Source organism: Streptococcus sp. KHUD_011, assembly GCF_046352925.1.
GTDB lineage: Bacteria > Bacillota > Bacilli > Lactobacillales > Streptococcaceae > Streptococcus.
Genome location: NZ_CP157578.1, coordinates 1,369,629 through 1,393,763, shown reverse-complemented (window position 1 = coordinate 1,393,763; position 24,135 = coordinate 1,369,629). Strand labels below are relative to the sequence as shown.

Genomic DNA, 24,135 nt, shown 5'->3' with positions numbered 1-24,135 from the left:
TTATTTTCTTGATAAAATAGAAGTTATGACGAGATATAAAGCAACTATTTCCTATGATGGTTACGCCTTTGCTGGTTTTCAGCGCCAGCCTCATGCGCGTAGTGTTCAGGAAGAAATTGAAAAAACCTTGACCAGGTTAAATAAAGGGGAAGCCATTACTGTTCACGGTGCTGGTAGGACAGATAGTGGGGTTCATGCCCTGGGACAGGTTATTCATTTTGACCTGCCTTATCAAATGGATGAGGAGAAACTCCGTTTTGCTCTAGACACTCAGTCCCCTGAAGATATTGATGTGATTTCGATTGAGCTTGTGGCGGATGATTTTCATTGCCGTTATGCCAAGCACAGTAAGATCTATGAGTTTATCGTGGATAGGGGCCGTCCCAAGAATCCTATGCGCCGTCACTATGCCACTCACTTTCCCTATCCACTCGATGTGGAACGCATGCAGATTGCAATCAAAAAGCTAGAGGGAACCCATGATTTTACCGGTTTTACAGCCTCTGGGACTAGTGTAGAGGACAAGGTTCGTACTATTACAGAAGCTAGTCTTAGGGTTGATGAGACAGGCCAGTTTTTGACTTTTACCTTTTCAGGAAATGGTTTCTTGTATAAGCAGATTCGCAATATGGTGGGGACACTGCTCAAAATCGGCAATAACCGCATGCCAGTAGAGCAGATTGACCTCATCTTGGAGAAAAAGGACAGGCAGCTTGCAGGTCCCACTGCAGCACCAAATGGTTTGTATTTAAAGGAGATTCGTTATGAAGAATAATCGTATTTTAGCACTTTCTGGAAATGATATTTTTAGTGGTGGTGGTTTGTCCGCGGATTTGGCTACCTATACCTTGAACGGCTTGCATGGCTTTGTAGCAGTGACTTGTTTGACAGCCTTGACGGAAAAGGGCTTTGAAGTCTTTCCAACTGACGATACCATTTTTCAACATGAATTAGATAGCTTGCGTGATGTGGAGTTTGGGGGAATTAAGATTGGTCTTCTCCCTACTGTCAGTGTGGCTGAGAAGGCATTGGACTTTATCAAGAAACGCCCAGGAGTGCCTGTGGTTCTGGATCCTGTCTTGGTCTGCAAGGAAACGCACGACGTAGCAGTTAGTGAACTCTGCCAAGAGTTGATTCGCTTTTTCCCTCATGTCAGTGTGATTACGCCTAATCTTCCTGAAGCAGAATTACTAGCTGGTCAGGAAATTAAAACCTTGGAAGACATGAAAACTGCAGCTCAGAAATTGCATGACTTAGGAGCGCCAGCAGTCATTATCAAGGGAGGCAATCGCCTTAGTCAGGACAAGGCTGTAGATGTCTTTTATGACGGACAAAACTTTACAGTCCTAGAAAATCCTGTCATCCAAGGCCAAAATGCTGGTGCAGGTTGTACCTTTGCCTCAAGCATTGCCAGTCACTTGGTCAAAGGTGATGAACTTTTACCAGCAATAGAAAGCTCGAAGGCTTTCGTTTACCGTGCCATTGCACAAGCAGATCAATATGGAGTAAGACAATATGAAGCAAACCAAAACAACTAAAATCGCCCTTGTATCCCTCTTAACCGCCCTTTCTGTGGTTCTAGGTTATTTCCTAAAAATCCCAACACCGACAGGCATTTTAACTCTTTTAGATGCGGGTATCTTCTTTACGGCCTTTTACTTTGGCAGTAAAGAGGGAGCCGTCGTTGGAGGATTAGCAGGTTTCTTGATTGACCTTTTATCAGGCTACCCTCAGTGGATGTTCTTTAGCTTGGTCAATCATGGATTGCAAGGATTTTTCGCAGGATTTAAAGGAAAAACTCAGTGGTTAGGCCTTATCTTAGCAACGATTGCCATGGTAGGGGGCTACGCCTTGAGTTCTACTTTAATGAATGGCTGGGCAGCAGCCCTACCAGAAATCCTACCAAATTTCATGCAAAATATAGTAGGGATGATTGTAGGATTTGTTCTTAGCCAAAGTATTAAGAAGATTAAGTAATACTCTTCGAAAATCTCTTCAAACCACGTCAGCTTCACCTTGCCGTAGATATGGTTACTGACTTCATCAGTCTTATCTACAACCTCGAAACAGTGTTTTGAGCAACCTGCGGTTAGCTTCCTAGTTTGCACTTTGATTTTCATTGAGTATAAAGAGGCTGAGTAAAAAGTCTTTCAAATAAGAAAAACGCATAGTATCAGGTGTTGAAAAACCTTGATACTATGCGTTTTATTGTGGGAAGATTTTATACTCTTCGAAAATCTCTTCAAACCGTGTCAACGTCGCTTTGCCGTAGATATGGTTACTGACTTCGTCAGTTCTATCCACAACCTCAAAACAGTGTTTTGAGCAACCTGAGGCTAGTTTCCTAGTTTGCTCTTTGATTTTCATTGAGTATTAGATGAATATTAATCAAAATAAAGCAAATCTTTGCTGGTGTTTGTAAAGAGATCAAAGCCATCCTTGGTAACAACACCGCAGTCTTCGATACGGACACCGACTTTACCAGGGATATAGATACCTGGTTCAACAGAGAAGCACATGCCTTCTTCGATGACCATGTCGTTTCCTTCCATGATAGATGGGAATTCATGGACATCCATACCGATACCGTGGCCGAGACGGTGGTTGAAGTACTCGCCGTAACCAGCTTTTTCGATGACCTCACGGGCAGCACGGTCCACTTCATGGGCAGTCACACCTGGCTTGATAAAGTCAAGAGCAGCTTGTTGGGCTTCAAGAGTCAAGTTGTAAATGTCTTTCTTGAATTGGTCAGGTTTACCGACAGCGACTGTACGAGTCATATCTGACGCGTAGCCGTTGACGAGGACACCGAGGTCAAAGAGGAGAAGGGCGTTATTCTCAACCTTGTTAGCTGCTGGAATGCCGTGTGGATTTGCTGCGTTATCACCAGTCAAGACCATGGTATCAAAACTCATTTCATAGCCTTCACGTTTCATGGCAAAGTCAATTTGGGCGATGATATCTGTCTCAGTCTTATCAAGAGAAATATTGTCAAAACCAACATGAACAGCCTTATCAGCATAGAGACCTGCAACCATCATTTTTTGCACTTCATCAGCTGATTTGATTAGACGCATGCGTTGGATACGAGGAGTGAGGTTTTCAAATTCGGCAGTCTCAAAGACAGTTTTCAAGCCATGGTATTTGGTCAAGATGAGATTGTCAAACTCAACAGCAACGCGTTTGAAGTCGTGCTGTGGAAGAGCATGTTTCATTTTTTGCCAAGGATTTTCAGAATCCACATAGCCCACAACTGGGAAGGAAACAGTGCTAGTAGCACGCTCCACTTCAAGGGCTGGGACAAAGAGGAGGGGTTCCTGATCTGCTAGGACAAAAAGGAACATTTGGCGTTCATGGGGATCACTGTAAAAGCTAGTGAGGTAATTGATAGTGACGGGGTCAGATACGACAGCGACGTCTAGTTTTTCTGATTCAAGATATGTTACGATTTGTTGTAATTTAGACATATGCTACCTTCTTTCTACCCCTCTATTTTGGCAAAAAAAGAGAGAAAATGCAAGGGAGAAGGGTAAAAGAACAGACAAAAAGAACTCCGACAAGATAACGGAGTTCTTTGATATCATTTTCCTTTGTTTAAGAAAAGTCAGCCTTGCTTTTGACATCACTGTATTCTTCAGCGATTTCTTGGCTGAGAATGTCCTTATAAGCAGGGAGTTGGATGTCCTGACCATATTTCTTCTTGAGGGCAGTAGTGACTAGGCGATAAGCCAGATTGGCATTACGAGAGAGGATAGGCCCGTGGAAGTAGGAACCAAAGACATTCTTATAATGAACCCCTTCACCGATTTTTTTTTCATTGTTTCCATTTCCATAGACAACCTGTCCCAGTGGTTTTTGGTCATCCGAGAGGAAGGTACGGCCCTGATGATTCTCAAATCCATAGTAGGTTTCATTGAAATCTTCATTATGAATCTTGATGTCACCGATAAAACGGTTATTGGTCTGGTTGAGGGTGTAGTGGCCCATGACCCCTAAACCTTCGATACGTCTCCCAGAAGCCTCAACATAATATTGGCCCAATAGTTGGAAACCACCGCAGATAGCCAGAACCACACCGTCGTTTTGGATGTAGTTGTCAATGCTCTCTTTTTTAGCAGGTAGGTCGTCTGCAATGATACTCTGTTCAAAGTCTTGACCACCACCGAAAAAGGCAATGTCGTAGTGATTTTCATCAAAGTTATCATGGAGAGAAACGATGTCAACCGTCACATGGGCTCCCAGTTTTTCAGCCACATACTTGAGCATGAGGATGTTTCCATTGTCCCCATAGGTATTCATGAGATTTCCGTAGAGGTGGGCAATGTTGAGCTGATAGGGGTAATTGCCAGCTTTTGAGGAAAGTGAAGTATAAACCATTAGTTCATCTCCTTTCTAACAATCTGACGACTAGCCAGCAGTTCGCGGAATTCAAGCATAGCAGTATAGGTAGCTAGAATATAAGCATGCTTGCAGTCTTGGTTCTCAATGGTCTTAAGAACTTGCTCCAGACTACTTGTTTCAGTAATTTTATCAGCTGGATAGCCAGTTACTCGTAGACGACGTGCGATTTCAGAATGGCGAACACCGCCAGCGTTGATTTCGGGAATGTCCATGTCAGTGATTTGTTCAAAATCAGCATCCCAGATCCAGCTGGTGTCAATTCCATCCGCATAGTTGGCATTTAGGAGGACAGATAGGCTAAATGGATAAGGAGCTAGTTTAATCATCTCGATAGCTTGGGTCGCACCGACTGGATTTTTAATCAAGACGAGGGTGCATTCCTTGTCACCGATATGGAAGGTTTCTTGGCGTCCAAAGACTGCACGGCTCTTGTCAAATCCCTGCTTGATTAGTTGGGAATCTGCACCAAGGAAACGGGCGATAGCAACTGCAGCTAGGGCGTTGTAGATATTGTAGAGACCACCGATTTGAATACCGTATTCTTGTCCGTCAATGACAAAGCGAGAGCGATTGTTGGTCAACTCAACTAGTTCTGTCAAGCGATAGTCGAGATCAGGACGTTTACATCCGCAGCCTTCACAGATATAGGCACCCAAGTTTGCATAGGTATTGTGCTCATATTTGAGGATGCCTTGGCAGTCAGGACAGAGAATCCCTTCTGTATTATAGTGAGCCAGCTGGGCTGGGCCTTTCTCCAAGTCAAAACCAAAATACTGTACAGGATTTGGAATAGCTGGCTTGTAGAAAAGTGGACTGTCTCCATTAAGGAGAACAGTGGCAGTAGGCACTTTACGAATAGCATCCAAAATCATCTTGTAAGTTGTGTAAATCTCACCATAGCGGTCCATCTGGTCACGGAAGATATTCGTGATGACAAAAAGGCTTGGCTGGATATAGTCACAGATACGAGATAGACTGGCCTCGTCGATTTCTAAGACGGCAATATTTTTCCCAGTTTTTGAAGATTTGGCTGTTAAGAAGGTTGTCGCAATCCCTGTAATCATGTTGGCACCGCTTGGGTTGGTAAGAACCTGACCATAAACCTCTTTTAAAATGCCGACAGTGAGGGCAGTTGTCAGGGTTTTTCCGTTGGTTCCAGTGACTACGACAATCTCATAGTTCTTAGCTAGGTTTTGTAAAATATCTTTATCAAATTGAAGGGCGACTTTTCCTGGGAGCGTACTTCCACGGCCAAGACGGCTCAAAACGAAGTGGGAAGAACGCCCAGCAAGAAGGCCCAAGGTAGTTTTTAATTTCATGTTTCTATTATATCATAAAAGAGGGAAAAGACAGATTTGAGATTTCGCAGAAGTAAAAACAGCCCAAGGAGGGCTGTTCGATACGATTAAATCTCAACTTAAATCGCAAACAAGTCATTCAAGTTCTCAGCCAAGGTTGGGTGAGTGAAGATTTGTTTTGTGAAGTAAGTGTAAGGAATCTTGTTGTCCATAGCAACAGTGATGATGTTGATGATTTCTTGAGAACCTTCTGAGAAGATGCTTGCTCCAAGAATTTCTTTTGTTTCAGTATTAACCACAGCTTTGAAAGCTCCACGAAGGTCTCCGTTTACGTGACCACGAGGCATGGCTGCAACAGGAATTTCCTTAACGGCGTATGGAAGTTTCAAATCAGCTGCTTGGCTTTCAGTCAAACCAACTTGTGAAAGTGCAGGTGTGATAAACATGGTGTTTGGTACATTGAGACGGTCTTCAAGCGTGTAGCTGCCATCTCCAGCAAGGTAGCTGTAAACAACACGGAAGTCATCAAGTGAAATGTAAGTAAATTGAAGTCCACCGTTGACATCCCCAACCGCAAATACACCAGGAACGTTTGTTTGACAATGTTTGTCTACTTTAATAGCACCACGTTCAGTTAGTTCAATATCTGTATTTTCAAGTTGAAGTGGTTCTACATTTGGTTTGCGTCCAGTTGCGTAAAGAAGGGCATCGAAACGGTAAGTTTCGTTTTCAGTCACAACGAGCACTTGGTCACCGTCGTTTTTGATTTCAGTAGTACGGATATTTTGAAGCAATTCAATACCGTCTTCTTCCATATATTGTTTAGCAAGAGCTGCAATGGAAGGTTCTGCACGAGGAAGGAAAGTATCCAAGGCATCTAGGACTGTAACCTTGCTTCCAAGTTTGTTGTATAGGCCGGCAAATTCAAGACCGATATTTCCACCACCAAGGACTCCAAGGTTTTCAGGTAATTTGTCCAAGTTTTGGATACCTGTTGAGTCAAAGACGTTTTTGCTTGTAGCAAGTCCAGGGATTGGCAAGACGTTTGAAACAGCACCAGTGTTGATGACGATTGTTTCAGCAGTCAGTTCTTTCTTTTCATCACCAGCTTGGATTTCGATGACTTTATTTGAAAGGAAGTGAGCTTCCGCATCAAAGATATCGACGCCTGTACCAGCAACAGTCGCATAGTTTTTACCGTTGAGGCGACTAGTGATAGTGTTTTTGGTAGCAATCACTTCTTCAAAAGACAAGTCTTTCTCAGCAGCAACCAGCAAAGTTTTAGTTGGGATACAACCGATGTTGATACAAGTTCCACCGTACATAGCTTTGCTACGTTCAACGAGGGCAACTTTTTTACCAGCTGAAGCCAATTTACCTGCTAGTGTTTTACCAGCTTTACCAAATCCGATAACGATTAAATCATAAGTTAACATTTAGAGTTCCTCCTATTCGAATTTCATTCTAGCATAAGAAAAAAACTTTTGCACAATTCTGCTACGCTTTAAAAAAGTTTATGAAATAGTGGAAATTTCATCCTTATTTTCTCTGAAAAATCGTTTACATGAGTTTATCGATAGATTGGGCTATCTTTTGCTTCTCTCTTGTGTTATACTAGATAGGTTGCAAAGAAAACAGTACTTTTCTTTTGTGGAAAAGAAGCAACACGATTTTATATCCAGTATATGAAAATACGTCATAAAAAGAAAAGTATAAACTAAGCCCTATAGGGTGGCTTCGCACCACCTTTAGAAAGAAGAATATCGTGAAATTTAATGAATTAAACTTGTCTGCTGATTTGCTAGCAGAGATTGAAAAAGCTGGTTTTGTAGAAGCCAGTCCGATCCAAGAACAAACCATTCCCTTGGCCCTTGAAGGCAAGGACGTTATCGGTCAAGCTCAGACTGGTACAGGAAAAACTGCAGCCTTTGGCTTGCCTACCCTTGAAAAAATCCGTACAGAAGAAGCAACCATCCAAGCCTTGGTCATCGCTCCAACTCGTGAACTTGCTGTCCAAAGTCAAGAAGAACTTTTCCGCTTTGGTCGTAGTAAGGGAGTCAAAGTCCGCTCAGTATATGGCGGATCAAGCATTGAAAAACAAATTAAGGCTCTTAAATCTGGTGCCCATATCGTGGTGGGAACTCCAGGTCGCCTCTTGGACTTGATTAAACGCAAGGCCTTGAAATTACAAGATATTGAAACTCTTATCCTTGACGAAGCGGATGAAATGCTCAATATGGGCTTCCTAGAAGATATCGAGGCCATCATTTCTCGTGTCCCTGAAAACCGTCAAACTTTGCTTTTCTCAGCAACTATGCCAGATGCCATCAAACGTATCGGTGTTCAGTTTATGAAAGAACCTGAGCATGTCAAGATTGCTGCTAAGGAATTGACAACAGAATTGGTTGACCAATACTATATTCGTGTTAAAGAACAAGAAAAGTTTGATACCATGACTCGTCTCATGGATGTGGAACAGCCTGAGCTTGCTATCGTATTTGGTCGTACAAAACGTCGTGTAGATGAATTGACTCGTGGTTTGAAAATCCGTGGCTTCCGTGCAGAAGGAATTCATGGTGATTTGGACCAAAACAAACGTCTTCGTGTCCTTCGTGACTTCAAAAATGGTAATCTCGATGTTTTGGTTGCGACAGACGTTGCAGCGCGTGGGTTGGATATTTCAGGTGTGACCCATGTCTATAACTACGATATTCCACAAGATCCTGAAAGTTATGTTCACCGTATTGGTCGTACAGGTCGTGCTGGTAAGTCAGGTCAGTCTATTACTTTCGTATCACCAAATGAAATGGGCTACCTCCAAATCATTGAAAACTTGACTAAGAAACGCATGAAAGGTCTCAAACCTGCAAGTGCAGAAGAAGCCTTCCAAGCAAAAAAACACGTAGCTCTCAAGAAAATCGAACGTGATTTTGCAGATGAGACTATCCGTGCCAACTTTGAGAAATTTGGTAAGGATGCTCGTAAGCTAGCTGCCGAATTTACTCCAGAAGAATTGGCAATGTATATCTTGAGTCTGACTGTTCAAGATCCAGATAGCCTTCCTGAGGTAGAGATTGCGCGTGAAAAACCACTACCGTTTAAACCATCAGGTAATGGCTTCGGTGGTAAAGGTAAGGGAGGTCGTCGTGGAGATGACCGTCGTGATAATCGCCGTGGAGACAACCGTCGTGGTGGTCGTCGTGATGATTTCAAAAAAGGAAGTCGTGGCAATGATCGTTTTGATAAAGACAGACGTTACCGTAATAAAGACAATAAAAAACCACGCAATACTTCAAGTGAAAAGCAAACAGGATTTGTTATTCGTAACAAGGGCGATAAATAAGAAAAAGCGGTTCAAAATGAATCGCTTTTTTATATAAGGAGACCGAATGGAAAAGAAAGATAAATAAATAGATATATTATCTTCTTGTGATATTATAATACACAAAAATAGGGAGCTTGTCAATAGAAAAGAAGCAATTTAATTAAAAATATTCTTGTTTTTTCAAATTGCAATTAAATAAGCAATTTTCAGATAATAATTGAAAATTCAAGCTGTTTATGTTATAATGATAGCGATTAAATTCGAGGTGAAAAATGGCACATTTATTAGAAAAAACTAGAAAAATTACTTCTATCCTGAAGCGCTCAGACGAGCAGTTGCAGGAAGAACTTCCCTACAATGCGATTACCCGTCAATTGGCTGATATTATTGACTGTAACGCCTGTATCGTTAATAGCAAGGGACGTCTCCTTGGCTATTTTATGCGTTACAAAACCAATACAGATCGTGTAGAGCAATTCTTCCAGACTAAAATTTTCCCGGATGATTACATTCAAGGTGCGAACATGATCTACGATACAGAAGCCAATCTGACAGTTGATCATGATTTAAGTATTTTCCCTGTGGAAAGTCGTGCCGACTTTCCTGATGGCTTGACGACTATTGCACCGATTCATGTGTCAGGGATTCGTTTAGGTTCTTTGATTATTTGGCGCAATGATAAGAAATTCGAAGATGAGGACTTGATCCTTGTTGAGATTGCCAGTACCGTTGTTGGGATTCAGCTTCTCAACTTCCAACGTGAAGAGGATGAGAAAAATATCCGTCGCCGTACTGCTGTTACCATGGCGGTCAATACCCTTTCTTATTCAGAACTCCGTGCTGTTTCAGCAATTTTAGGGGAGTTAAACGGAAATGAGGGACAGTTGACTGCGTCAGTGATTGCAGACCGTATCGGTATTACCCGTTCTGTGATCGTTAATGCTCTTCGTAAACTTGAGTCTGCTGGGATTATTGAAAGTCGCTCACTTGGAATGAAGGGAACCTACCTTAAGGTCTTGATTTCAGATATTTTTGAAGAAGTGAAGAAAAGAGATTACTAATGACTAAGGCTTTGATTTCGATTGATTATACAGAAGATTTTGTGGCTGATAGTGGAAAATTGACAGCAGGTGCTCCAGCTCAGGCAATTTCAGATGCCATTGGCAAGGTGACTCGGTTGGCTTTTGAAAGAGGAGATTACATCTTCTTTACCATCGATGCTCATGAAGAAAACGATTGTTTCCATCCAGAAAGTAAATTATTTCCTCCTCATAATTTGATTGGGACTAGTGGGCGTAATTTATACGGAGATTTGGGAACCTTTTATCAAGAGCATGGTTCAGACAGTCGTGTCTTTTGGATGGATAAACGCCATTACTCAGCATTTTCAGGGACTGACCTGGATATCCGCTTGAGAGAGCGTAGAATTTCAACAGTTATCTTAACAGGAGTCTTGACGGATATCTGTGTCCTGCATACAGCTATAGATGCCTATAATCTAGGGTATGACATCGAGATTGTTAAACCAGCCGTTGCTTCCATCTGGCCTGAAAATCATCAATTTGCCCTAGGTCATTTCAAAAACACACTTGGAGCTAAGTTAGTAGATGAAAATCTAAATGAACTTTCTGAGTAATTTGGTTGATGAAATGAAAAAAATTGAAAAAAAGTGTTGACAAGCATCCCAAAAGTTGATATACTAGTAAAGTAATCGACGCGGGGATGGCGGAATTGGCAGACGCGCAGGACTAAGGATCCTGTGACCGCTTTAGGTCGTGAGGGTTCAAGTCCCTCTCTCCGCATAGGATAAGAGTTAGCTGAGGCTAGCTCTTTTTTTATCTAATTTACGTAGAGCAAAAAATTTTTGCTCTTTTTTTGGATTTCATAAACATTTCATATTTGGATTTTATAATAGTCTTACAAATATGGAGGTGACAAATGAATCCGATCCAAAGAGCTTGGGCTTATGTCAGTAGAAAACGACTGAGAAGTTTTATTTTATTTCTGATTTTATTGGTCCTATTGGCTGGAATTTCAGCCTGTTTGACTCTGATGAAGTCCAACAAAACAGTGGAAACCAATCTTTACAAATCGCTCAACACATCTTTTTCTATTAAGAAGATAGAAAATGGACAGACTTTTAAGTTGTCGGACTTATCATCCGTGAGCAAGATTAAGGGGCTGGAAAATGTCTCTCCTGAACTTGAGACGGTCGCAAAACTGAAAGACAAGGAAGTAGTGACTGGTGAGCAGAGCGTAGAACGTGATGACTTGTCAGCTGCGGACAAGAACTTGGTTAGCTTAACGGCTCTTGAGGATTCATCCAAAGATGTGACCTTTACTAGCTCGGCTTTCAACCTAAAAGAAGGTCGACACCTCCAAAAAGGAGATTCCAAGAAAATCCTTATCCACGAAGAGTTGGCCAAGAAGAACGGTCTTTCTCTTCATGACAAGATTGGCTTGGATGCTGGTCAGTCCGAATCTGGTAAAGGGCAAATAGTAGAGTTTGAGATTGTCGGCATTTTTGCTGGTAAGAAACAAGAGAAATTTACAGGTTTGTCTTCTGACTTCAGTGAAAATCAGGTCTTTACAGACTATGAAAGTAGCCAGACCCTTCTGGGAAATAGTGAAGCTCAAGTCAGTGCAGCGCGCTTCTATGTAGAAAATCCTAAGGAAATGGACGGACTCATGAAGCAGGTGGAAAACTTGGCCTTGGAAAATCAAGGCTACCAAGTTGAGAAGGAAAACAAGGCCTTTGAACAAATCAAAGACTCAGTTGCAACCTTCCAAACCTTCCTAACCATCTTCCTTTATGGGATGTTGATAGCAGGAGCAGGGGCCTTAATTCTTGTTTTGTCTCTCTGGTTGAGAGAAAGGGTCTACGAAGTGGGAATTTTACTTGCACTTGGGAAAGGCAAGAGCTCGATCTTCCTACAATTCTGTTTAGAGGTAGTTTTGGTGTCGCTTGGAGCTTTGCTTCCAGCATTTGTTGCAGGAAATGCCATCACATCCTATCTACTCCAAACTCTACTAGCAAGTGGAGATCAGGCAGCCCTACAAGATACGCTAGCCAAAGCAAGCGGTTTATCAGCCAGCATCCTATCTTTTGCAGAATCCTATGTCTTTCTGTTGTTGATTAGTTGCTTATCTGTAGCCCTTTGTTTCCTATTCTTATTTAGAAAATCACCTAAAGAAATTTTATCATCTATTAGTTAAGAAGGAGAAATCATGACTTTATTACAATTACAAGATGTTACCTACCGTTATAAGAACACTGCTGAAGCAGTCCTATATCAGATCAATTATAATTTTGAACCCGGGAAATTTTACAGTATTATTGGTGAGTCAGGAGCAGGAAAATCCACTCTCTTGTCCCTCCTTGCTGGTCTAGACAGTCCTGTTGAAGGTTCTATCCTTTTCCAAGGAGAGGACATTCGTAAGAAGGGCTATTCTTACCATCGTATGCACCATATTTCCCTGGTCTTTCAAAATTATAATTTGATAGATTATCTTTCTCCACTGGAAAATATCCGCTTGGTCAATAAAAAGGCAAGCAAGGATACACTGCTTGAGCTTGGTTTGGATGAAAGCCAGATCAAGCGGAATGTTCTCCAGTTATCAGGTGGTCAACAACAACGTGTTGCCATTGCTCGCAGTTTGGTCTCAGAAGCTCCAGTTATTCTAGCTGATGAGCCAACAGGAAATTTGGATCCTAAGACTGCTGGAGATATTGTCGAACTGCTCAAATCACTTGCCCAGAAAACAGGTAAATGTGTCATTGTCGTAACCCACAGTAAAGAAGTGGCACAAGCGTCAGATATTACACTTGAGTTGAAGGATAAGAAACTGACTGAAACTCGCAATACTAGTAAATAATTTAAGCTTGTTTTGATAGGATTATAAAACAAAATCTAGAAAGGAAACCTATGTTACACAACGCATTTGCCTATGTTACAAGGAAGTTTTTCAAATCGATTGTCATCTTCCTGATTATTCTCCTCATGGCTAGCTTGAGTTTGGTCGGCTTGTCGATTAAGGGAGCTACTGCCAAGGCTTCTCAGGAGACCTTTAAAAATATCACCAATAGCTTCTCCATGCAAATCAATCGTCGCGTTAATCAAGGAACGCCACGTGGTGCTGGGAATATCAAGGGTGAGGATATCAAAAAAATCACCGAAAACAAGGCCATCGAGTCTTATGTTAAACGCATCAACGCTATTGGGGATTTGACTGGCTATGAACTCATCGAAACGCCAGATACCAAGAAAAATCTGACACCTGACCGTGCCAAACATTTTGGAAGTAGCTTGATGATTACAGGTGTCAATGACTCCTCTAAAGAAGACAAGTTTGTCTCTGGTTCTTATAAGTTGGTCGAAGGTGAGCACCTAACCAACGACGACAAGGACAAGATCCTCCTGCACAAGGACTTGGCAGCCAAACACGGCTGGAAAGTAGGGGACAAGGTTAAACTGGACTCCAATGTCTACGACGCAGACAATGAAAAAGGTGCTAAGGAAACAGTTGAAGTGACAATCAAGGGACTCTTTGATGGTCACAATAAGTCGGCAGTGACTTACTCACAAGAACTCTATGAAAATACAGCTATTACAGACATTCACACTGCTGCAAAACTTTATGGATACACAGAAGACACAGCTATTTATGGGGACGCAACCTTCTTTGTAACAGCGGACAAGAACTTGGATGATGTTATGAAAGAGTTGAATGGTATCAGCGGTATCAACTGGAAGAGCTATACACTCGTTAAGAGCTCATCTAACTACCCAGCTCTTGAGCAATCCATCTCTGGTATGTACAAGATGGCCAACCTCCTCTTCTGGGGTAGCTTGAGCTTCTCAGTCCTTCTCCTTGCCCTCTTGCTTAGTCTTTGGATTAACGCTCGACGCAAGGAAGTGGGAATTCTCCTCTCTATCGGTCTCAAGCAGGCAAGTATCTTGGGTCAATTTATCACAGAATCCATCTTGATTGCCGTCCCTGCTCTTGTTTCTGCTTATTTCTTAGCCAGCTACACAGCGCGTGCAATCGGGAACACTGTTCTTGCCAATGTAACTTCTGGTGTTGCCAAACAGGCTAGCAAAGCTGCTCAAGCCTCTAACCTTGGTGGAGGTGCAGAAGTAGATGGCTTTAGCAAGACCTTATCGAGCCTAGACATTTCTATTCAGACATCAGATTTTATCATCGTCTTTGTCCTTGCCTTGGTTCTAGTGGTTCTAGTTATGGCGCTTGCTTCAAGCAATCTCCTTAGAAAGCAGCCAAAAGAACTCTTGCTGGATGGTGAATAAGTTTGAAAAAATGATTCTGGAAATAGAGAAAGCATCTTGTTTTTCTATTCAAGAATGGTGGATAGAGAATGGCTATTTAACAATACAAAATAGAGCTGAAAGCAGTGGTGAAAATCATTGCTTTCAGTTGCTTTCCTTGTACTTTAGTACTTAAATATGATATACTAAAGTTATGGAATTTATTAGAAAGGGGTTTCACAACTTATATATGGAATTGTGCATAAAAATCTATAGAAATCTTATCTTGAAAATAGATAGATAAATCTGTAGAAGCCTATCCATATCGCAAACATAGGCTAGTAGACCTAGGCAGGGTATACTTTGGAAAATATAGAATAGTGAGGAAAAATAAACATTATGAGACAAACAAATGTTAGAGGAAGCTTGTCCCTCCGTGGTTTTAGAAAATTGAGAACTGGTGCAATTGTTGCGACAGGTGTGATTCTACTAGGTCTGGGCTTTTTAGCTCCAACTGTATCAGCTAATGAACAAGATGGTGTCTGGGTAGCCAGAACAGTTGCAGAAGTAAAAGCTGATATTCAAAATATAAACAATTTATCACACTACACAATTAAGTGGGGAGATACACTGAGTGCTATTAGTGGGGCAACGGGGCTATCTGTTGATAGTTTGGTTGAGATAAATCGTATTGCAAATAGAGATTTGATTTTTGCTAATAATAAATTGTATTTTAGCGAAGAAGCTTTTCTAAAAGATGGAAATACAGAAGTAAAAAGACAGCAAGTGTCGATTGATAATTCTGGTAGCCGTCAAAGTTATGAAGTTGAAACAAAGACAGATACTGTAACTGGAGAGCAAACTACTACTGTTAAACAAACGACACCAGTAGTTGTGGAAACACCAGCAGTATCAGCACCGAAATCAGAAACCTCAGTCTTAGTTGCGCCAAAAGCGGAAGAGCCAGTGACACCGGCACCGAAAGCAGAGACTCCATCGACACCAGCGCCAAAAGCGGAAGAACCATCGACACCAGCTCCAAAAGAAGAGACTCCATCGACACCAGCGCCGAAAGCAGAGACTCCAGCAACACCAGCGCCAAAAGCAGAGACTCCAGCAACACCAGCGCCAAAAGCGGAAGAGCCAGTGACACCGGCACCGAAAGCAGAGACTCCATCGACACCAGCGCCAAAAGCGGAAGAGCCAGTGACACCAGCTCCAAAAGAAGAGACTCCATCGACACCAGCGCCGAAAGCAGAGACTCCATCGACACCAGCGCCGAAAGAAGAGACTCCAGCAACACCGGCACCGAAAGCAGAGACTCCATCGACACCGGCACCGAAAGCAGAGACTCCATCGACACCAGCGCCAAAAGTGGAAGAGCCATCGACACCAGCGCCGAAAGCAGAGACTCCAGCAACACCAGCGCCAAAAGCGGAAGAGCCAGTGACACCGGCACCGAAAGAAGAGACTCCATCGACACCAGCGCCAAAAGTGGAAGAGCCATCGACACCAGCACCGAAAGCGGAAGAGCCATCGACACCAGCGCCAAAAGTGGAAGAGCCAGTGACACCAGCGCCGAAAGCAGAGACTCCAGCAACACCAGCGCCAAAAGCGGAAGAGCCAGTGACACCGGCACCGAAAGAAGAGACTCCATCGACACCAGCGCCGAAAGAAGAGACTCCATCGACACCGGCACCGAAAGCAGAGACTCCAGCAACACCAGCGCCAAAAGCGGAAGAACCATCGACACCAGCGCCAAAAGCAGAGACTCCAGCAACACCAGCGCCAAAAGCGGAAGAGCCAGTGACACCGGCACCGAAAGAAGAGACTCCATCGACACCAGCGCCAAAAGCGGAAGAGCCAGTGACACCAGCTCCAAAAGAAGAGACTCCATCGACACCAGCGCCGAAAGAAGAGACTCCATCGACACCGGCGCCGAAAGAAGAGACTCCAGCAACACCGGCACCGAAAGAAGAGACTCCATCGACACCAGCGCCAAAAGTGGAAGAGCCATCGACACCAGCGCCGAAAGCAGAGACTCCAGCAACACCAGCGCCAAAAGCGGAAGAGCCAGTGACACCGGCACCGAAAGAAGAGACTCCATCGACACCAGCGCCGAAAGAAGAGACTCCATCGACACCGGCACCGAAAGAAGAGACTCCAGCAACACCAGCGCCAAAAGCGGAAGAACCATCGACACCAGCTCCAAAAGAAGAGACTCCATCGACACCAGCGCCAAAAGCGGAAGAACCATCGACACCAGCGCCGAAAGAAGAGAAGCCAGTAACTCCAGAACCGAAAACTGAAGAAGAAAAGTTATTAGAGGAAACTAAACAGGATAGCATAAGAGAAAATATTGATGCAGTTGTTAATATTAAACTAGCGGAAATTGAAAAGATTGAAAATCCAGATGAAAAAGAAAAATTAAAAGAAAAATTATATGAGTTAAGAAAGAATGCAGTAGATGACATTAAAAATGCTAAAGATGAAGAAGAGGCATTAATACTTACAGAAAAACATCAAAATATAATTAATTCTCTTGAAATATCTGGTGAAAAATATACAAAACCAAATTTTGATAAAGATAATTTATCAAATGGACGTAATGATGGAACTACGATTGAAGGTGGTAGTACAGCAATAGGACATGGTTCAGGAGAAGCACCTTCAGGAGCAACGCAACCAGCCTCAGCAGAAGGGACAGATAACTCATCAGCACCAACAGCACAACCACAACCAGAAACAACATCATCAGGGACTTCAAGTTTTAGAAATGCTCCATCAGTTCAAGCAAGAGCAAGAAGAGTAGCACGTTCAACATCAGAACCAGATGGAACTGTAAATATTAGCTATAACTTCGCTGGAATGCCAGATATTCATGGTTTCCTATCTGACCCAGGAGAAGATAACACTGTTACAATTCCTGCTGGAACGAGTGAAGCACAGGCAAAAGAATTAGTAAAAGAAAAAATTCAAGCCAAGATAAAAGACTTAGCTGCTAGAGGGTATTATGTTAAAAATGACATTATTTTTGAACAAGATACTACTGTGAAAAATTATAACTACGTTGTTACATTCACTAAGGAGGCTACAGGAACTTCAGGTTTCAGAATGGCTCCAGCAGTTCAACCACGGGCTAGTAGAAATCGTAGAAGTCTAGAACAGCCAGCTCCTCAAAAGGTCAAAGTAAATGTATTTTATAACTTTGATAAAATGAAAGATATTGCAGGTTTTCTGGGAGATATCAATGGAACTCCTATTGAAATCGCGGAAGGTTCAACAGATGATCAAGTAAAAGCAGCAGTCAAGAACCAAGTTGATGCCAAGAAAGAGGAATTACGTAAACGTGGTTATACTGTTAAAGAAGACTATCTCTATAAAAACAATGGGAAAGATTATAACTACGTTGTCACATTCACTAAGGAGGCTACAGGAACTTCAGGTTTCAGAATGGCTCCAGCAGTTCAACCACGCTCTAGCAGAAATCGTAGAAGTCTAGAACAGCCAGCTCCTCAAAAGGTCAAAGTCAATGTTTTTTATAACTTTGATAAAATGAAAGATATTGCAGGTTTCCTAGGAGATATCAATGGAACTTCTCTTGAAATCGCGGAGGGTTTATCAACTGAACAGGTGAAAGCAGCGGTCAAGAGCCAAGTTGATGCTAAGAAAGAAGAGTTGAGCAAACGTGGCTATACTTTCAAAGAGGACTATGTCTATCAAGCTAATGGGAAAGATTATAACTACGTTGTAACATTTTCAAAAGCAACTAAATAATTTTCATTCCATAGGGAGTGAAATGTGAGCAGAGAGAGCGATAGGCTCTCTTTGTTTTATCTAGTAGCAAGTTTCTTAAAGACAAAAGACCAATAAGAGGCTATAATAAATAGAGTAGGTATTTATTCTAAGAAAAATAAAAAAAGAGAGCAGTTAAAGTATGAAAATTTTAATTGTAGAAGATGAAGAGATGATCCGTGAGGGGGTCAGTGACTATTTGACGGATTGTGGTTATGAAACCATTGAGGCGGTGGACGGTCAGGAAGCTCTGGAGCAATTTTCCAGCTATGAGGTGGCCTTAGTTTTACTGGATATCCAGATGCCCAAGCTCAATGGGCTAGAAGTCCTAGCTGAGATTCGCAAAACCAGCCAAGTCCCTGTCTTGATGTTGACAGCTTTTCAGGATGAGGAATACAAGATGAGTGCTTTTGCTTCTCTGGCAGATGGCTATCTGGAAAAGCCCTTCTCCCTCTCCCTCTTAAAAGTAAGGGTGGACGCGATTTTCAAGCGTTACTACAATACGGGACGAATCTTCTCCTATAAGGATACCCAAGTGGACTTTGAGAGCTACAGTGCCAGTCTAGCAGGAGAGGAAGTAGCCATCAATGCCAAAGAGTTGGAAATTCTGGACTATCTGGTGAAGAATGAAGGACGGGCCTTGACCCGATCTCAGATAATCGATGCCGTCTGGAAAGCGACAGATGAGGTTCCCTTTGACCGTGTCATTGATGTGTATATCAAGGAATTGCGGAAAAAGCTAGACTTGGACTGTATCCTCACTGTGCGCAATGTTGGTTATAAATTGGAGCGAAAATGAAACGAACAGGTTTATTTACAAAGATATTTATCTACACCTTCTCGATTTTTAGTGTTCTAGTTATTTGCCTTCATTTAGCCATTTATTTTCTTTTTCCCTCGACTTATCTGAGCCATCGTCAGGAAACCATTGGTCAAAAAGCGACAGCCATTGCCCAGTCCCTAGAAGGGAAAGATAGGCAGAGTATCGAGCAAGTCTTAGACCTATATTCCCAGACCAGTGATATCAAGGGGGCTGTCAAGGGCGAGATGACCGAGGACAAGTTAGAAGTTCAGGACAGCCTTCCTCTGGATACGGACAGCCAGACAACCTCTCTCTTTATCGAGGAGCGGGAGGTTAAAACGCAAGACGGTGGCATCATGACTCTCCAGTTTCTAGCTTCTATGGATTTGCAAAAGGAAGCAGAGCAAATCAGTCTCCAATTTCTCCCCTACACCTTGCTGGCATCCTTTCTGATTTCCCTTTTGGTGGCCTACATCTATGCTCGGACCATTGTTGCTCCGATTTTGGAAATCAAGCGGGTAACCCGTCGGATGATGGATTTGGATGCCCAAGTGCGATTGCGCGTGGATTCTAAGGATGAGATTGGTGATCTCAAGGAACAAATCAATAGCCTCTATCAGCACCTCTTAACTGTCATTGCGGACTTGCATGACAAGAATGAAGCCATTCTCCAGCTGGAAAAGATGAAGGTTGAATTTCTGCGAGGGGCTTCTCATGAATTGAAAACACCACTGGCTAGTCTCAAAATCTTGATTGAAAATATGAAAGAAAATGTCGGTCGTTATAAGGACAGAGACCACTATCTGAGAGTTGCCTTAGGAATTGTGGATGAGCTTAATCACCATGTTCTCCAGATACTTTCTCTCTCATCTGTGCAGGAATTACGAGATGATAGGGAACAAATTGATCTACACCAGATGACACAAAGTCTGGTTAAGGATTATGCCTTGCTAGCCAAGGAAAGAGAGCTCCAGATAGACAATAGTTTGACCCATCAGCAGGCCTATCTAAACCCATCTGTCATGAAATTGATTCTGTCTAACCTCATCAGCAATGCCATCAAGCATTCTGCTCCGGGTGGTTTGGTTCGTATTGGAGAGAGAAAAGGGGAACTTTTTATAGAAAATAGCTGCAGTCCAGAAGAACAAGAAAAACTAGCCCAGTCTTTTTCTGATAATGCTAGTCGCAAGGCCAAGGGGTCAGGGATGGGGCTCTTTGTAGTCAAGAGTCTATTGGAACATGAAAAATTAGCTTATCGTTTTGAAATGCAAGAGAATCGTTTGACCTTCTTCATAGCTTTTCCAAAAGTCGCCCAAGACTAGGGAGAGAAAGGGTTTACATAGATGAAGCTAGAAGAAATTCAATCGAAACTGCGGGAAAAACTAGATTTTTTTGTCAAAAAGTGATAAAATGAACAATGTAAATGGGATGACCCATAAAAATATACAGGAGGCCTGATAAAATGGCAATCGTTTCAGCAGAAAAATTTGTCCAAGCAGCTCGTGACAACGGTTATGCAGTTGGTGGATTTAACACAAACAACCTTGAGTGGACTCAAGCTATCTTGCGCGCAGCAGAAGCTAAAAAAGCTCCAGTTTTGATCCAAACTTCAATGGGTGCTGCTAAATACATGGGTGGTTACAAAGTTGCTCGCAACTTGATCGCTAACCTTGTTGAATCAATGGGTATCACTGTACCAGTAGCTATCCACCTTGACCACGGTCACTACGAAGATGCACTTGAGTGTATCCGAGTTGGTTATACTTCAGTTATGTTTGATGGTTCACACCTTCCAGTTGAAGAAAACCTTGAAAAAGCTCGTAAAGTTGTAGAATTTGCTCATGCAAATGGTGTATCAGTGGAAGCTGAAGTTGGTACTATCGGTGGTGAAGAAGACGGAATCATCGGTGATGGTGAATTGGCTCCAATCGAAGACGCTAAAGCAATGGTTGAAACTGGTATCGACTTCTTGGCAGCTGGTATCGGTAACATCCACGGTCCTTACCCAGAAAACTGGAAAGGTCTTCACCTTGATCACTTGCAAAAATTGACTGAAGCTGTACCAGGATTCCCAATCGTATTGCACGGTGGATCAGGTATTCCTGATGAGCAAATCCAAGCAGCTATCAAACTTGGTGTTGCGAAAGTTAACGTTAACACTGAATGCCAAATCGCATTCGCTAACGCAACTCGTAAATTTGCTCGTGACTACGAAGCAAACGAAGCAGAATACGACAAGAAAAAACTCTTCGACCCACGTAAATTCTTGGCTGACGGTGTAAAAGCTATCCAAGCATCAGTTGAAGAACGTATCGACGTATTCGGTTCAGAAGGTAAAGCTTAATCTAGCTGAATAATAAAGATGAAACCTGCCCATTGGGTGGGTTTTTTGGTGTTTTAAGGAAACGGTTAGACCAGAATTTTTGAATAAAAGTATTATTTTAAGAGAGGAATCTCTAATTTTATAAATTTTGGGCAAACGCTTGCATTCCTTTTTTTATTGGACTATAATAGGTTGGTATAAAGCCTTCTGTAAGAATAAAATGTAGAAGGAGTAAAAGTAAGGACTTAGAATATTTGTAGTCAAAAATACAATGTTGCTATTCCTTGCGCTAGGGAGAGATTTATGGCAATGATAGAAGTGGAACATCTTCAGAAAAATTTTGTAAAGACTGTCAAGGAGCCAGGCTTGAAGGGAGCATTACGTTCCTTTATTCATCCTGAAAAGCAGACCTTTGAAGCGGTTAAGGATTTGACCTTTGAGGTGCCAAAGGGGCAGATTTTAGGTTTTATTGGTGCTAATGGTGCTGGGAAGTCGACAACCATCAAAATGCTGACCGGGATTTTGAAACCAACATCTGGTTTTTGTCGGATTAATGGCAAGATTCCCCAGGACAATCGCCAAGATTATGTCAAGGATATTGGAGTGGTCTTTGGACAACGCACCCAGCTATGGTGGGATTTGGCTCTACAAGAGACCTACACGGTTTTGAAAGAGATTTATGATGTGCCAGATTCGCTCTTTCATAAGCGCATGGATTTTTTGAATGAAGTCTTGGATTTGAAGGATTTTATCAAAGACCCCGTGCGGACTCTTTCACTTGGTCAACGGATGCGGGCGGACATTGCGGCTTCCTTACTCCACAATCCCAAGGTTCTCTTTTTAGATGAGCCTACTATAGGTTTGGATGTATCGGTCAAGGATAACATTCGTCGGGCCATTACCCAGATCAATCAGGAAGAAGAAACAACAATCCTCTTGACCACTCACGATTTGAGTGATATTGAGCAACTTTGTGATCGGATTTTTATGATTGACAAGGGGCAGGAGATTTTTGATGGAACGGTGAGTCAGCTCAAGGAGACCTTTGGCAAGATGAAGACTCTATCCTTTGAATTGGTGCCAGGGCAAAGTCATCTCGCTTCTCACTATGAAGGTCTGCCTGATATGACCGTTGATAGACAAGGACATAGCCTCAATATTGAATTTGATAGTTCCCGTTATCAGTCAGCTGAAATTATCAAGCAAACCCTGTCTGATTTTGAAATCCGCGATTTGAAGATGGTGGATACGGATATTGAGGATATTATCCGTCGCTTCTACCGAAAGGAGCTCTAAGATGGTCAAATTGTGGAGACGTTATAAACCCTTTATCAATGCAGGGATTCAGGAGTTGATCACCTATCGAGTTAATTTTCTTCTCTATCGGATTGGCGATGTCATGGGGGCTTTTGTGGCTTTTTATCTCTGGAAGGCAGTCTTTGATTCCTCGCAGGAGTCCTTGATTCAGGGATTTAGTATGGCAGATATCACCCTCTACATCATCATGAGTTTTGTGACCAATCTCTTGACCAAGTCAGATAGCTCTTTTATGATTGGGGAGGAGGTCAAGGATGGCTCTATCATCATGCGTTTGTTGCGACCAGTACATTTTGCAGCCTCTTATCTCTTTACCGAGCTTGGGTCTAAGTGGTTGATTTTTATATCTGTTGGTCTTCCTTTTTTAAGTGTGATTGTGCTGATGAAAATAGCATCTGGGCAAGGCATTGTAGAAGTGCTGGGATTAACGGTACTTTATCTTTTTAGCTTAACTCTGGCCTACCTGATTAATTTTTTCTTTAATATTTGCTTTGGATTTTCAGCCTTTGTGTTTAAAAATCTATGGGGTTCCAATCTACTCAAGACTTCCATAGTGGCCTTTATGTCTGGGAGTTTGATTCCCTTGGCTTTCTTTCCAAAGGTTGTTTCAGATATTCTCTCCTTCCTGCCTTTTTCATCCTTGATTTATACTCCGGTTATGATTATTGTTGGGAAATATGATGCTAGTCAGATTCTTCAGGCACTCGCTTTGCAGTTTTTCTGGATCTTAGTGATGGTGGGCTTGTCTCAGTTGATTTGGAAACGAGTCCAGTCCTTTATTACCATTCAGGGAGGTTAGTATGAAAAAATATCAACGCATGCATCTGATTTTTATCAGACAATACATCAAACAAATCATGGAATACAAGGTGGATTTTGTGGTTGGTGTGCTGGGAGTTTTTCTAACTCAAGGCTTGAACCTCTTATTTCTCAATGTCATTTTTCAACATATTCCATCCCTAGAAGGTTGGACTTTTCAAGAAATCGCCTTTATCTATGGATTTTCTTTGATTCCCAAGGGATTGGATCATCTCTTTTTTGACAATCTCTGGGCGCTAGGGCAACGCCTAGTCCGAAAAGGGGAGTTTGACAAGTATCTGACTCGTCCTATCAATCCGCTCTTCCATATACTCGTTGAGACCTTTCAGATTGATGCCTTGGGCGAGCTCTTGGTCGGTGGTATTTTACTAGCGACAACAGTATCAAGTATTGCTTGGACTCTTCCCAAATTTCTGATTTTCCTAGTCTGTATCCCTTTTGCGACCTTGATTTATACTTCTTTGAAAATTGCGACAGCCAGTATTGCTTTTTGGACCAAGCAGTCAGGAGCTATGATCTACATTTTTTATATGTTTAATGATTTTGCTAAGTATCCGATTTCCATTTACAATTCTCTTCTTCGTTGGTTGATTAGCTTTATCGTACCTTTTGCCTTTACGGCCTACTATCCTGCCAGCTATTTCTTACAGGACAAGGATGTAATCTTTAATATCGGAGGTTTGATGTTGATTTCCCTTGCTTTCTTTGTCATTTCCCTTCAACTTTGGAATAGAGGATTGGATGCCTACGAAAGTGCGGGTTCTTAGCATAGATGTTATCAAAGCCTTGTC

Annotated in this window: 20 protein-coding genes and 1 tRNA gene; 17 read left to right on the top strand and 4 right to left on the bottom strand. The window is 42.2% G+C overall.

Annotation, left to right across the window (positions count from 1 at the left end):
- Positions 1 to 25 precede the first annotated feature (25 nt).
- From truA to ABKJ27_RS06520, 3 genes are read left to right on the top strand one after another with little or no spacing between them, the layout of a single operon-like run.
- Complete coding sequence (gene truA / locus ABKJ27_RS06530) at positions 26 to 775, top strand: tRNA pseudouridine(38-40) synthase TruA (protein ID WP_410011551.1); 750 nt, start codon at positions 26 to 28, stop codon at positions 773 to 775.
- Positions 765 to 1,538, top strand: a complete 774-nt coding sequence (locus ABKJ27_RS06525; RefSeq protein ID WP_410011550.1) for a bifunctional hydroxymethylpyrimidine kinase/phosphomethylpyrimidine kinase — start codon at positions 765 to 767, stop codon at positions 1,536 to 1,538. Before truA ends, ABKJ27_RS06525 begins: the two co-directional genes overlap by 11 nt.
- A complete protein-coding gene (locus ABKJ27_RS06520; protein WP_261048724.1) occupies positions 1,516 to 1,977 on the top strand; it encodes an ECF transporter S component in 462 nt (153 codons plus the stop codon). Before ABKJ27_RS06525 ends, ABKJ27_RS06520 begins: the two co-directional genes overlap by 23 nt.
- Before the next feature lie 407 nt (positions 1,978 to 2,384).
- Here the strand turns inward: ABKJ27_RS06520 and ABKJ27_RS06515 are convergent, their stop codons facing one another.
- The 4 genes from ABKJ27_RS06515 to ABKJ27_RS06500 all read right to left on the bottom strand — a co-directional run bounded on the left by ABKJ27_RS06515 (position 2,385) and on the right by ABKJ27_RS06500 (position 7,135).
- Complete coding sequence (locus tag ABKJ27_RS06515) at positions 2,385 to 3,467, bottom strand: M24 family metallopeptidase (RefSeq protein ID WP_410011549.1); 1,083 nt, start codon at positions 3,465 to 3,467, stop codon at positions 2,385 to 2,387.
- A 127-nt stretch (positions 3,468 to 3,594) separates the two neighbouring features.
- Positions 3,595 to 4,377 (bottom strand): lipid II isoglutaminyl synthase subunit GatD, encoded by a 783-nt coding sequence (gatD, locus tag ABKJ27_RS06510; RefSeq protein WP_261150372.1) that lies wholly within the window; start codon positions 4,375 to 4,377, stop codon positions 3,595 to 3,597.
- The gene (murT, locus tag ABKJ27_RS06505) at positions 4,377 to 5,720 is read right to left on the bottom strand and encodes a lipid II isoglutaminyl synthase subunit MurT (protein WP_125429467.1); all 1,344 of its coding nucleotides are present in this window, start codon (positions 5,718 to 5,720) and stop codon (positions 4,377 to 4,379) included. Before murT ends, gatD begins: the two co-directional genes overlap by 1 nt.
- A 98-nt stretch (positions 5,721 to 5,818) precedes the next feature.
- Positions 5,819 to 7,135: an FAD-containing oxidoreductase gene (locus tag ABKJ27_RS06500; protein ID WP_004255717.1), complete on the bottom strand. Its 1,317-nt coding sequence runs from the start codon at positions 7,133 to 7,135 to the stop codon at positions 5,819 to 5,821.
- 329 nt (positions 7,136 to 7,464) lie between these two features.
- Here ABKJ27_RS06500 and ABKJ27_RS06495 point away from each other — a divergent pair, with 329 nt between their 5' ends.
- The 14 genes from ABKJ27_RS06495 to ABKJ27_RS06430 all read left to right on the top strand — a co-directional run bounded on the left by ABKJ27_RS06495 (position 7,465) and on the right by ABKJ27_RS06430 (position 24,111).
- A complete protein-coding gene (locus ABKJ27_RS06495; RefSeq protein ID WP_004255719.1) occupies positions 7,465 to 9,042 on the top strand; it encodes a DEAD/DEAH box helicase in 1,578 nt (525 codons plus the stop codon).
- A gap of 254 nt (positions 9,043 to 9,296) precedes the next feature.
- On the top strand, positions 9,297 to 10,085 hold the full coding sequence (gene codY / locus ABKJ27_RS06490; protein WP_000940721.1) for a GTP-sensing pleiotropic transcriptional regulator CodY: 789 nt from the start codon (positions 9,297 to 9,299) through the stop codon (positions 10,083 to 10,085).
- On the top strand, positions 10,085 to 10,660 hold the full coding sequence (locus ABKJ27_RS06485) for a cysteine hydrolase family protein (protein ID WP_004255720.1): 576 nt from the start codon (positions 10,085 to 10,087) through the stop codon (positions 10,658 to 10,660). The genes codY and ABKJ27_RS06485 overlap by 1 nt, the downstream gene beginning before the upstream one ends.
- 80 nt (positions 10,661 to 10,740) lie before the next feature.
- Positions 10,741 to 10,826: transfer RNA gene (locus ABKJ27_RS06480), tRNA-Leu, on the top strand.
- 136 nt (positions 10,827 to 10,962) lie between these two features.
- Positions 10,963 to 12,240: an ABC transporter permease gene (locus ABKJ27_RS06475; protein ID WP_261078473.1), complete on the top strand. Its 1,278-nt coding sequence runs from the start codon at positions 10,963 to 10,965 to the stop codon at positions 12,238 to 12,240.
- Positions 12,241 to 12,252: 12 nt separating this feature from the next.
- Positions 12,253 to 12,900 carry an ABC transporter ATP-binding subunit Vex2 gene (vex2, locus tag ABKJ27_RS06470; RefSeq protein WP_000173750.1) on the top strand — a complete coding sequence of 216 codons (648 nt, stop codon included), beginning with the start codon at positions 12,253 to 12,255 and terminating at the stop codon, positions 12,898 to 12,900.
- 50 nt (positions 12,901 to 12,950) lie between these two features.
- Positions 12,951 to 14,330 carry an ABC transporter permease subunit Vex3 gene (vex3, locus tag ABKJ27_RS06465; protein ID WP_410011548.1) on the top strand — a complete coding sequence of 460 codons (1,380 nt, stop codon included), beginning with the start codon at positions 12,951 to 12,953 and terminating at the stop codon, positions 14,328 to 14,330.
- A 357-nt stretch (positions 14,331 to 14,687) separates the two neighbouring features.
- Positions 14,688 to 18,065, top strand: a complete 3,378-nt coding sequence (locus ABKJ27_RS06460; RefSeq protein WP_410011547.1) for a LysM peptidoglycan-binding domain-containing protein — start codon at positions 14,688 to 14,690, stop codon at positions 18,063 to 18,065.
- Positions 18,066 to 18,225: 160 nt separating this feature from the next.
- A complete protein-coding gene (vncR, locus tag ABKJ27_RS06455; protein ID WP_410011546.1) occupies positions 18,226 to 18,882 on the top strand; it encodes a response regulator transcription factor VncR in 657 nt (218 codons plus the stop codon).
- Positions 18,879 to 20,207 (top strand): sensor histidine kinase VncS, encoded by a 1,329-nt coding sequence (vncS, locus tag ABKJ27_RS06450; RefSeq protein WP_410011545.1) that lies wholly within the window; start codon positions 18,879 to 18,881, stop codon positions 20,205 to 20,207. The genes vncR and vncS overlap by 4 nt, the downstream gene beginning before the upstream one ends.
- A 140-nt stretch (positions 20,208 to 20,347) precedes the next feature.
- Positions 20,348 to 21,229, top strand: coding sequence for a class II fructose-bisphosphate aldolase (locus tag ABKJ27_RS06445; RefSeq protein ID WP_001019006.1), 882 nt, complete (start codon positions 20,348 to 20,350; stop codon positions 21,227 to 21,229).
- Between the two features lie 282 nt (positions 21,230 to 21,511).
- Complete coding sequence (locus ABKJ27_RS06440) at positions 21,512 to 22,504, top strand: ABC transporter ATP-binding protein (RefSeq protein WP_410011544.1); 993 nt, start codon at positions 21,512 to 21,514, stop codon at positions 22,502 to 22,504.
- A gap of 1 nt (position 22,505) precedes the next feature.
- Positions 22,506 to 23,324 carry an ABC transporter permease gene (locus ABKJ27_RS06435; protein WP_410011543.1) on the top strand — a complete coding sequence of 273 codons (819 nt, stop codon included), beginning with the start codon at positions 22,506 to 22,508 and terminating at the stop codon, positions 23,322 to 23,324.
- A 1-nt stretch (position 23,325) separates the two neighbouring features.
- Positions 23,326 to 24,111, top strand: a complete 786-nt coding sequence (locus tag ABKJ27_RS06430; RefSeq protein ID WP_410011542.1) for an ABC transporter permease — start codon at positions 23,326 to 23,328, stop codon at positions 24,109 to 24,111.
- Positions 24,112 to 24,135 lie beyond the last annotated feature (24 nt).

Excerpts from the sequence above, each read along its gene's own strand:
- truA (WP_410011551.1), top strand. The coding sequence starts at position 26 with ATGACGAGATATAAAGCAACTATTTCCTATGATGGTTACGCCTTTGCT.
- ABKJ27_RS06525 (WP_410011550.1), top strand. The coding sequence starts at position 765 with ATGAAGAATAATCGTATTTTAGCACTTTCTGGAAATGATATTTTTAGT.
- ABKJ27_RS06520 (WP_261048724.1), top strand. The coding sequence starts at position 1,516 with ATGAAGCAAACCAAAACAACTAAAATCGCCCTTGTATCCCTCTTAACC.
- ABKJ27_RS06515 (WP_410011549.1), bottom strand. The coding sequence starts at position 3,467 with ATGTCTAAATTACAACAAATCGTAACATATCTTGAATCAGAAAAACTA.
- gatD (WP_261150372.1), bottom strand. The coding sequence starts at position 4,377 with ATGGTTTATACTTCACTTTCCTCAAAAGCTGGCAATTACCCCTATCAG.
- murT (WP_125429467.1), bottom strand. The coding sequence starts at position 5,720 with ATGAAATTAAAAACTACCTTGGGCCTTCTTGCTGGGCGTTCTTCCCAC.
- ABKJ27_RS06500 (WP_004255717.1), bottom strand. The coding sequence starts at position 7,135 with ATGTTAACTTATGATTTAATCGTTATCGGATTTGGTAAAGCTGGTAAA.
- codY (WP_000940721.1), top strand. The coding sequence starts at position 9,297 with ATGGCACATTTATTAGAAAAAACTAGAAAAATTACTTCTATCCTGAAG.
- ABKJ27_RS06485 (WP_004255720.1), top strand. The coding sequence starts at position 10,085 with ATGACTAAGGCTTTGATTTCGATTGATTATACAGAAGATTTTGTGGCT.
- ABKJ27_RS06475 (WP_261078473.1), top strand. The coding sequence starts at position 10,963 with ATGAATCCGATCCAAAGAGCTTGGGCTTATGTCAGTAGAAAACGACTG.
- vex2 (WP_000173750.1), top strand. The coding sequence starts at position 12,253 with ATGACTTTATTACAATTACAAGATGTTACCTACCGTTATAAGAACACT.
- vex3 (WP_410011548.1), top strand. The coding sequence starts at position 12,951 with ATGTTACACAACGCATTTGCCTATGTTACAAGGAAGTTTTTCAAATCG.
- ABKJ27_RS06460 (WP_410011547.1), top strand. The coding sequence starts at position 14,688 with ATGAGACAAACAAATGTTAGAGGAAGCTTGTCCCTCCGTGGTTTTAGA.
- vncR (WP_410011546.1), top strand. The coding sequence starts at position 18,226 with ATGAAAATTTTAATTGTAGAAGATGAAGAGATGATCCGTGAGGGGGTC.
- vncS (WP_410011545.1), top strand. The coding sequence starts at position 18,879 with ATGAAACGAACAGGTTTATTTACAAAGATATTTATCTACACCTTCTCG.
- ABKJ27_RS06445 (WP_001019006.1), top strand. The coding sequence starts at position 20,348 with ATGGCAATCGTTTCAGCAGAAAAATTTGTCCAAGCAGCTCGTGACAAC.
- ABKJ27_RS06440 (WP_410011544.1), top strand. The coding sequence starts at position 21,512 with ATGGCAATGATAGAAGTGGAACATCTTCAGAAAAATTTTGTAAAGACT.
- ABKJ27_RS06435 (WP_410011543.1), top strand. The coding sequence starts at position 22,506 with ATGGTCAAATTGTGGAGACGTTATAAACCCTTTATCAATGCAGGGATT.
- ABKJ27_RS06430 (WP_410011542.1), top strand. The coding sequence starts at position 23,326 with ATGAAAAAATATCAACGCATGCATCTGATTTTTATCAGACAATACATC.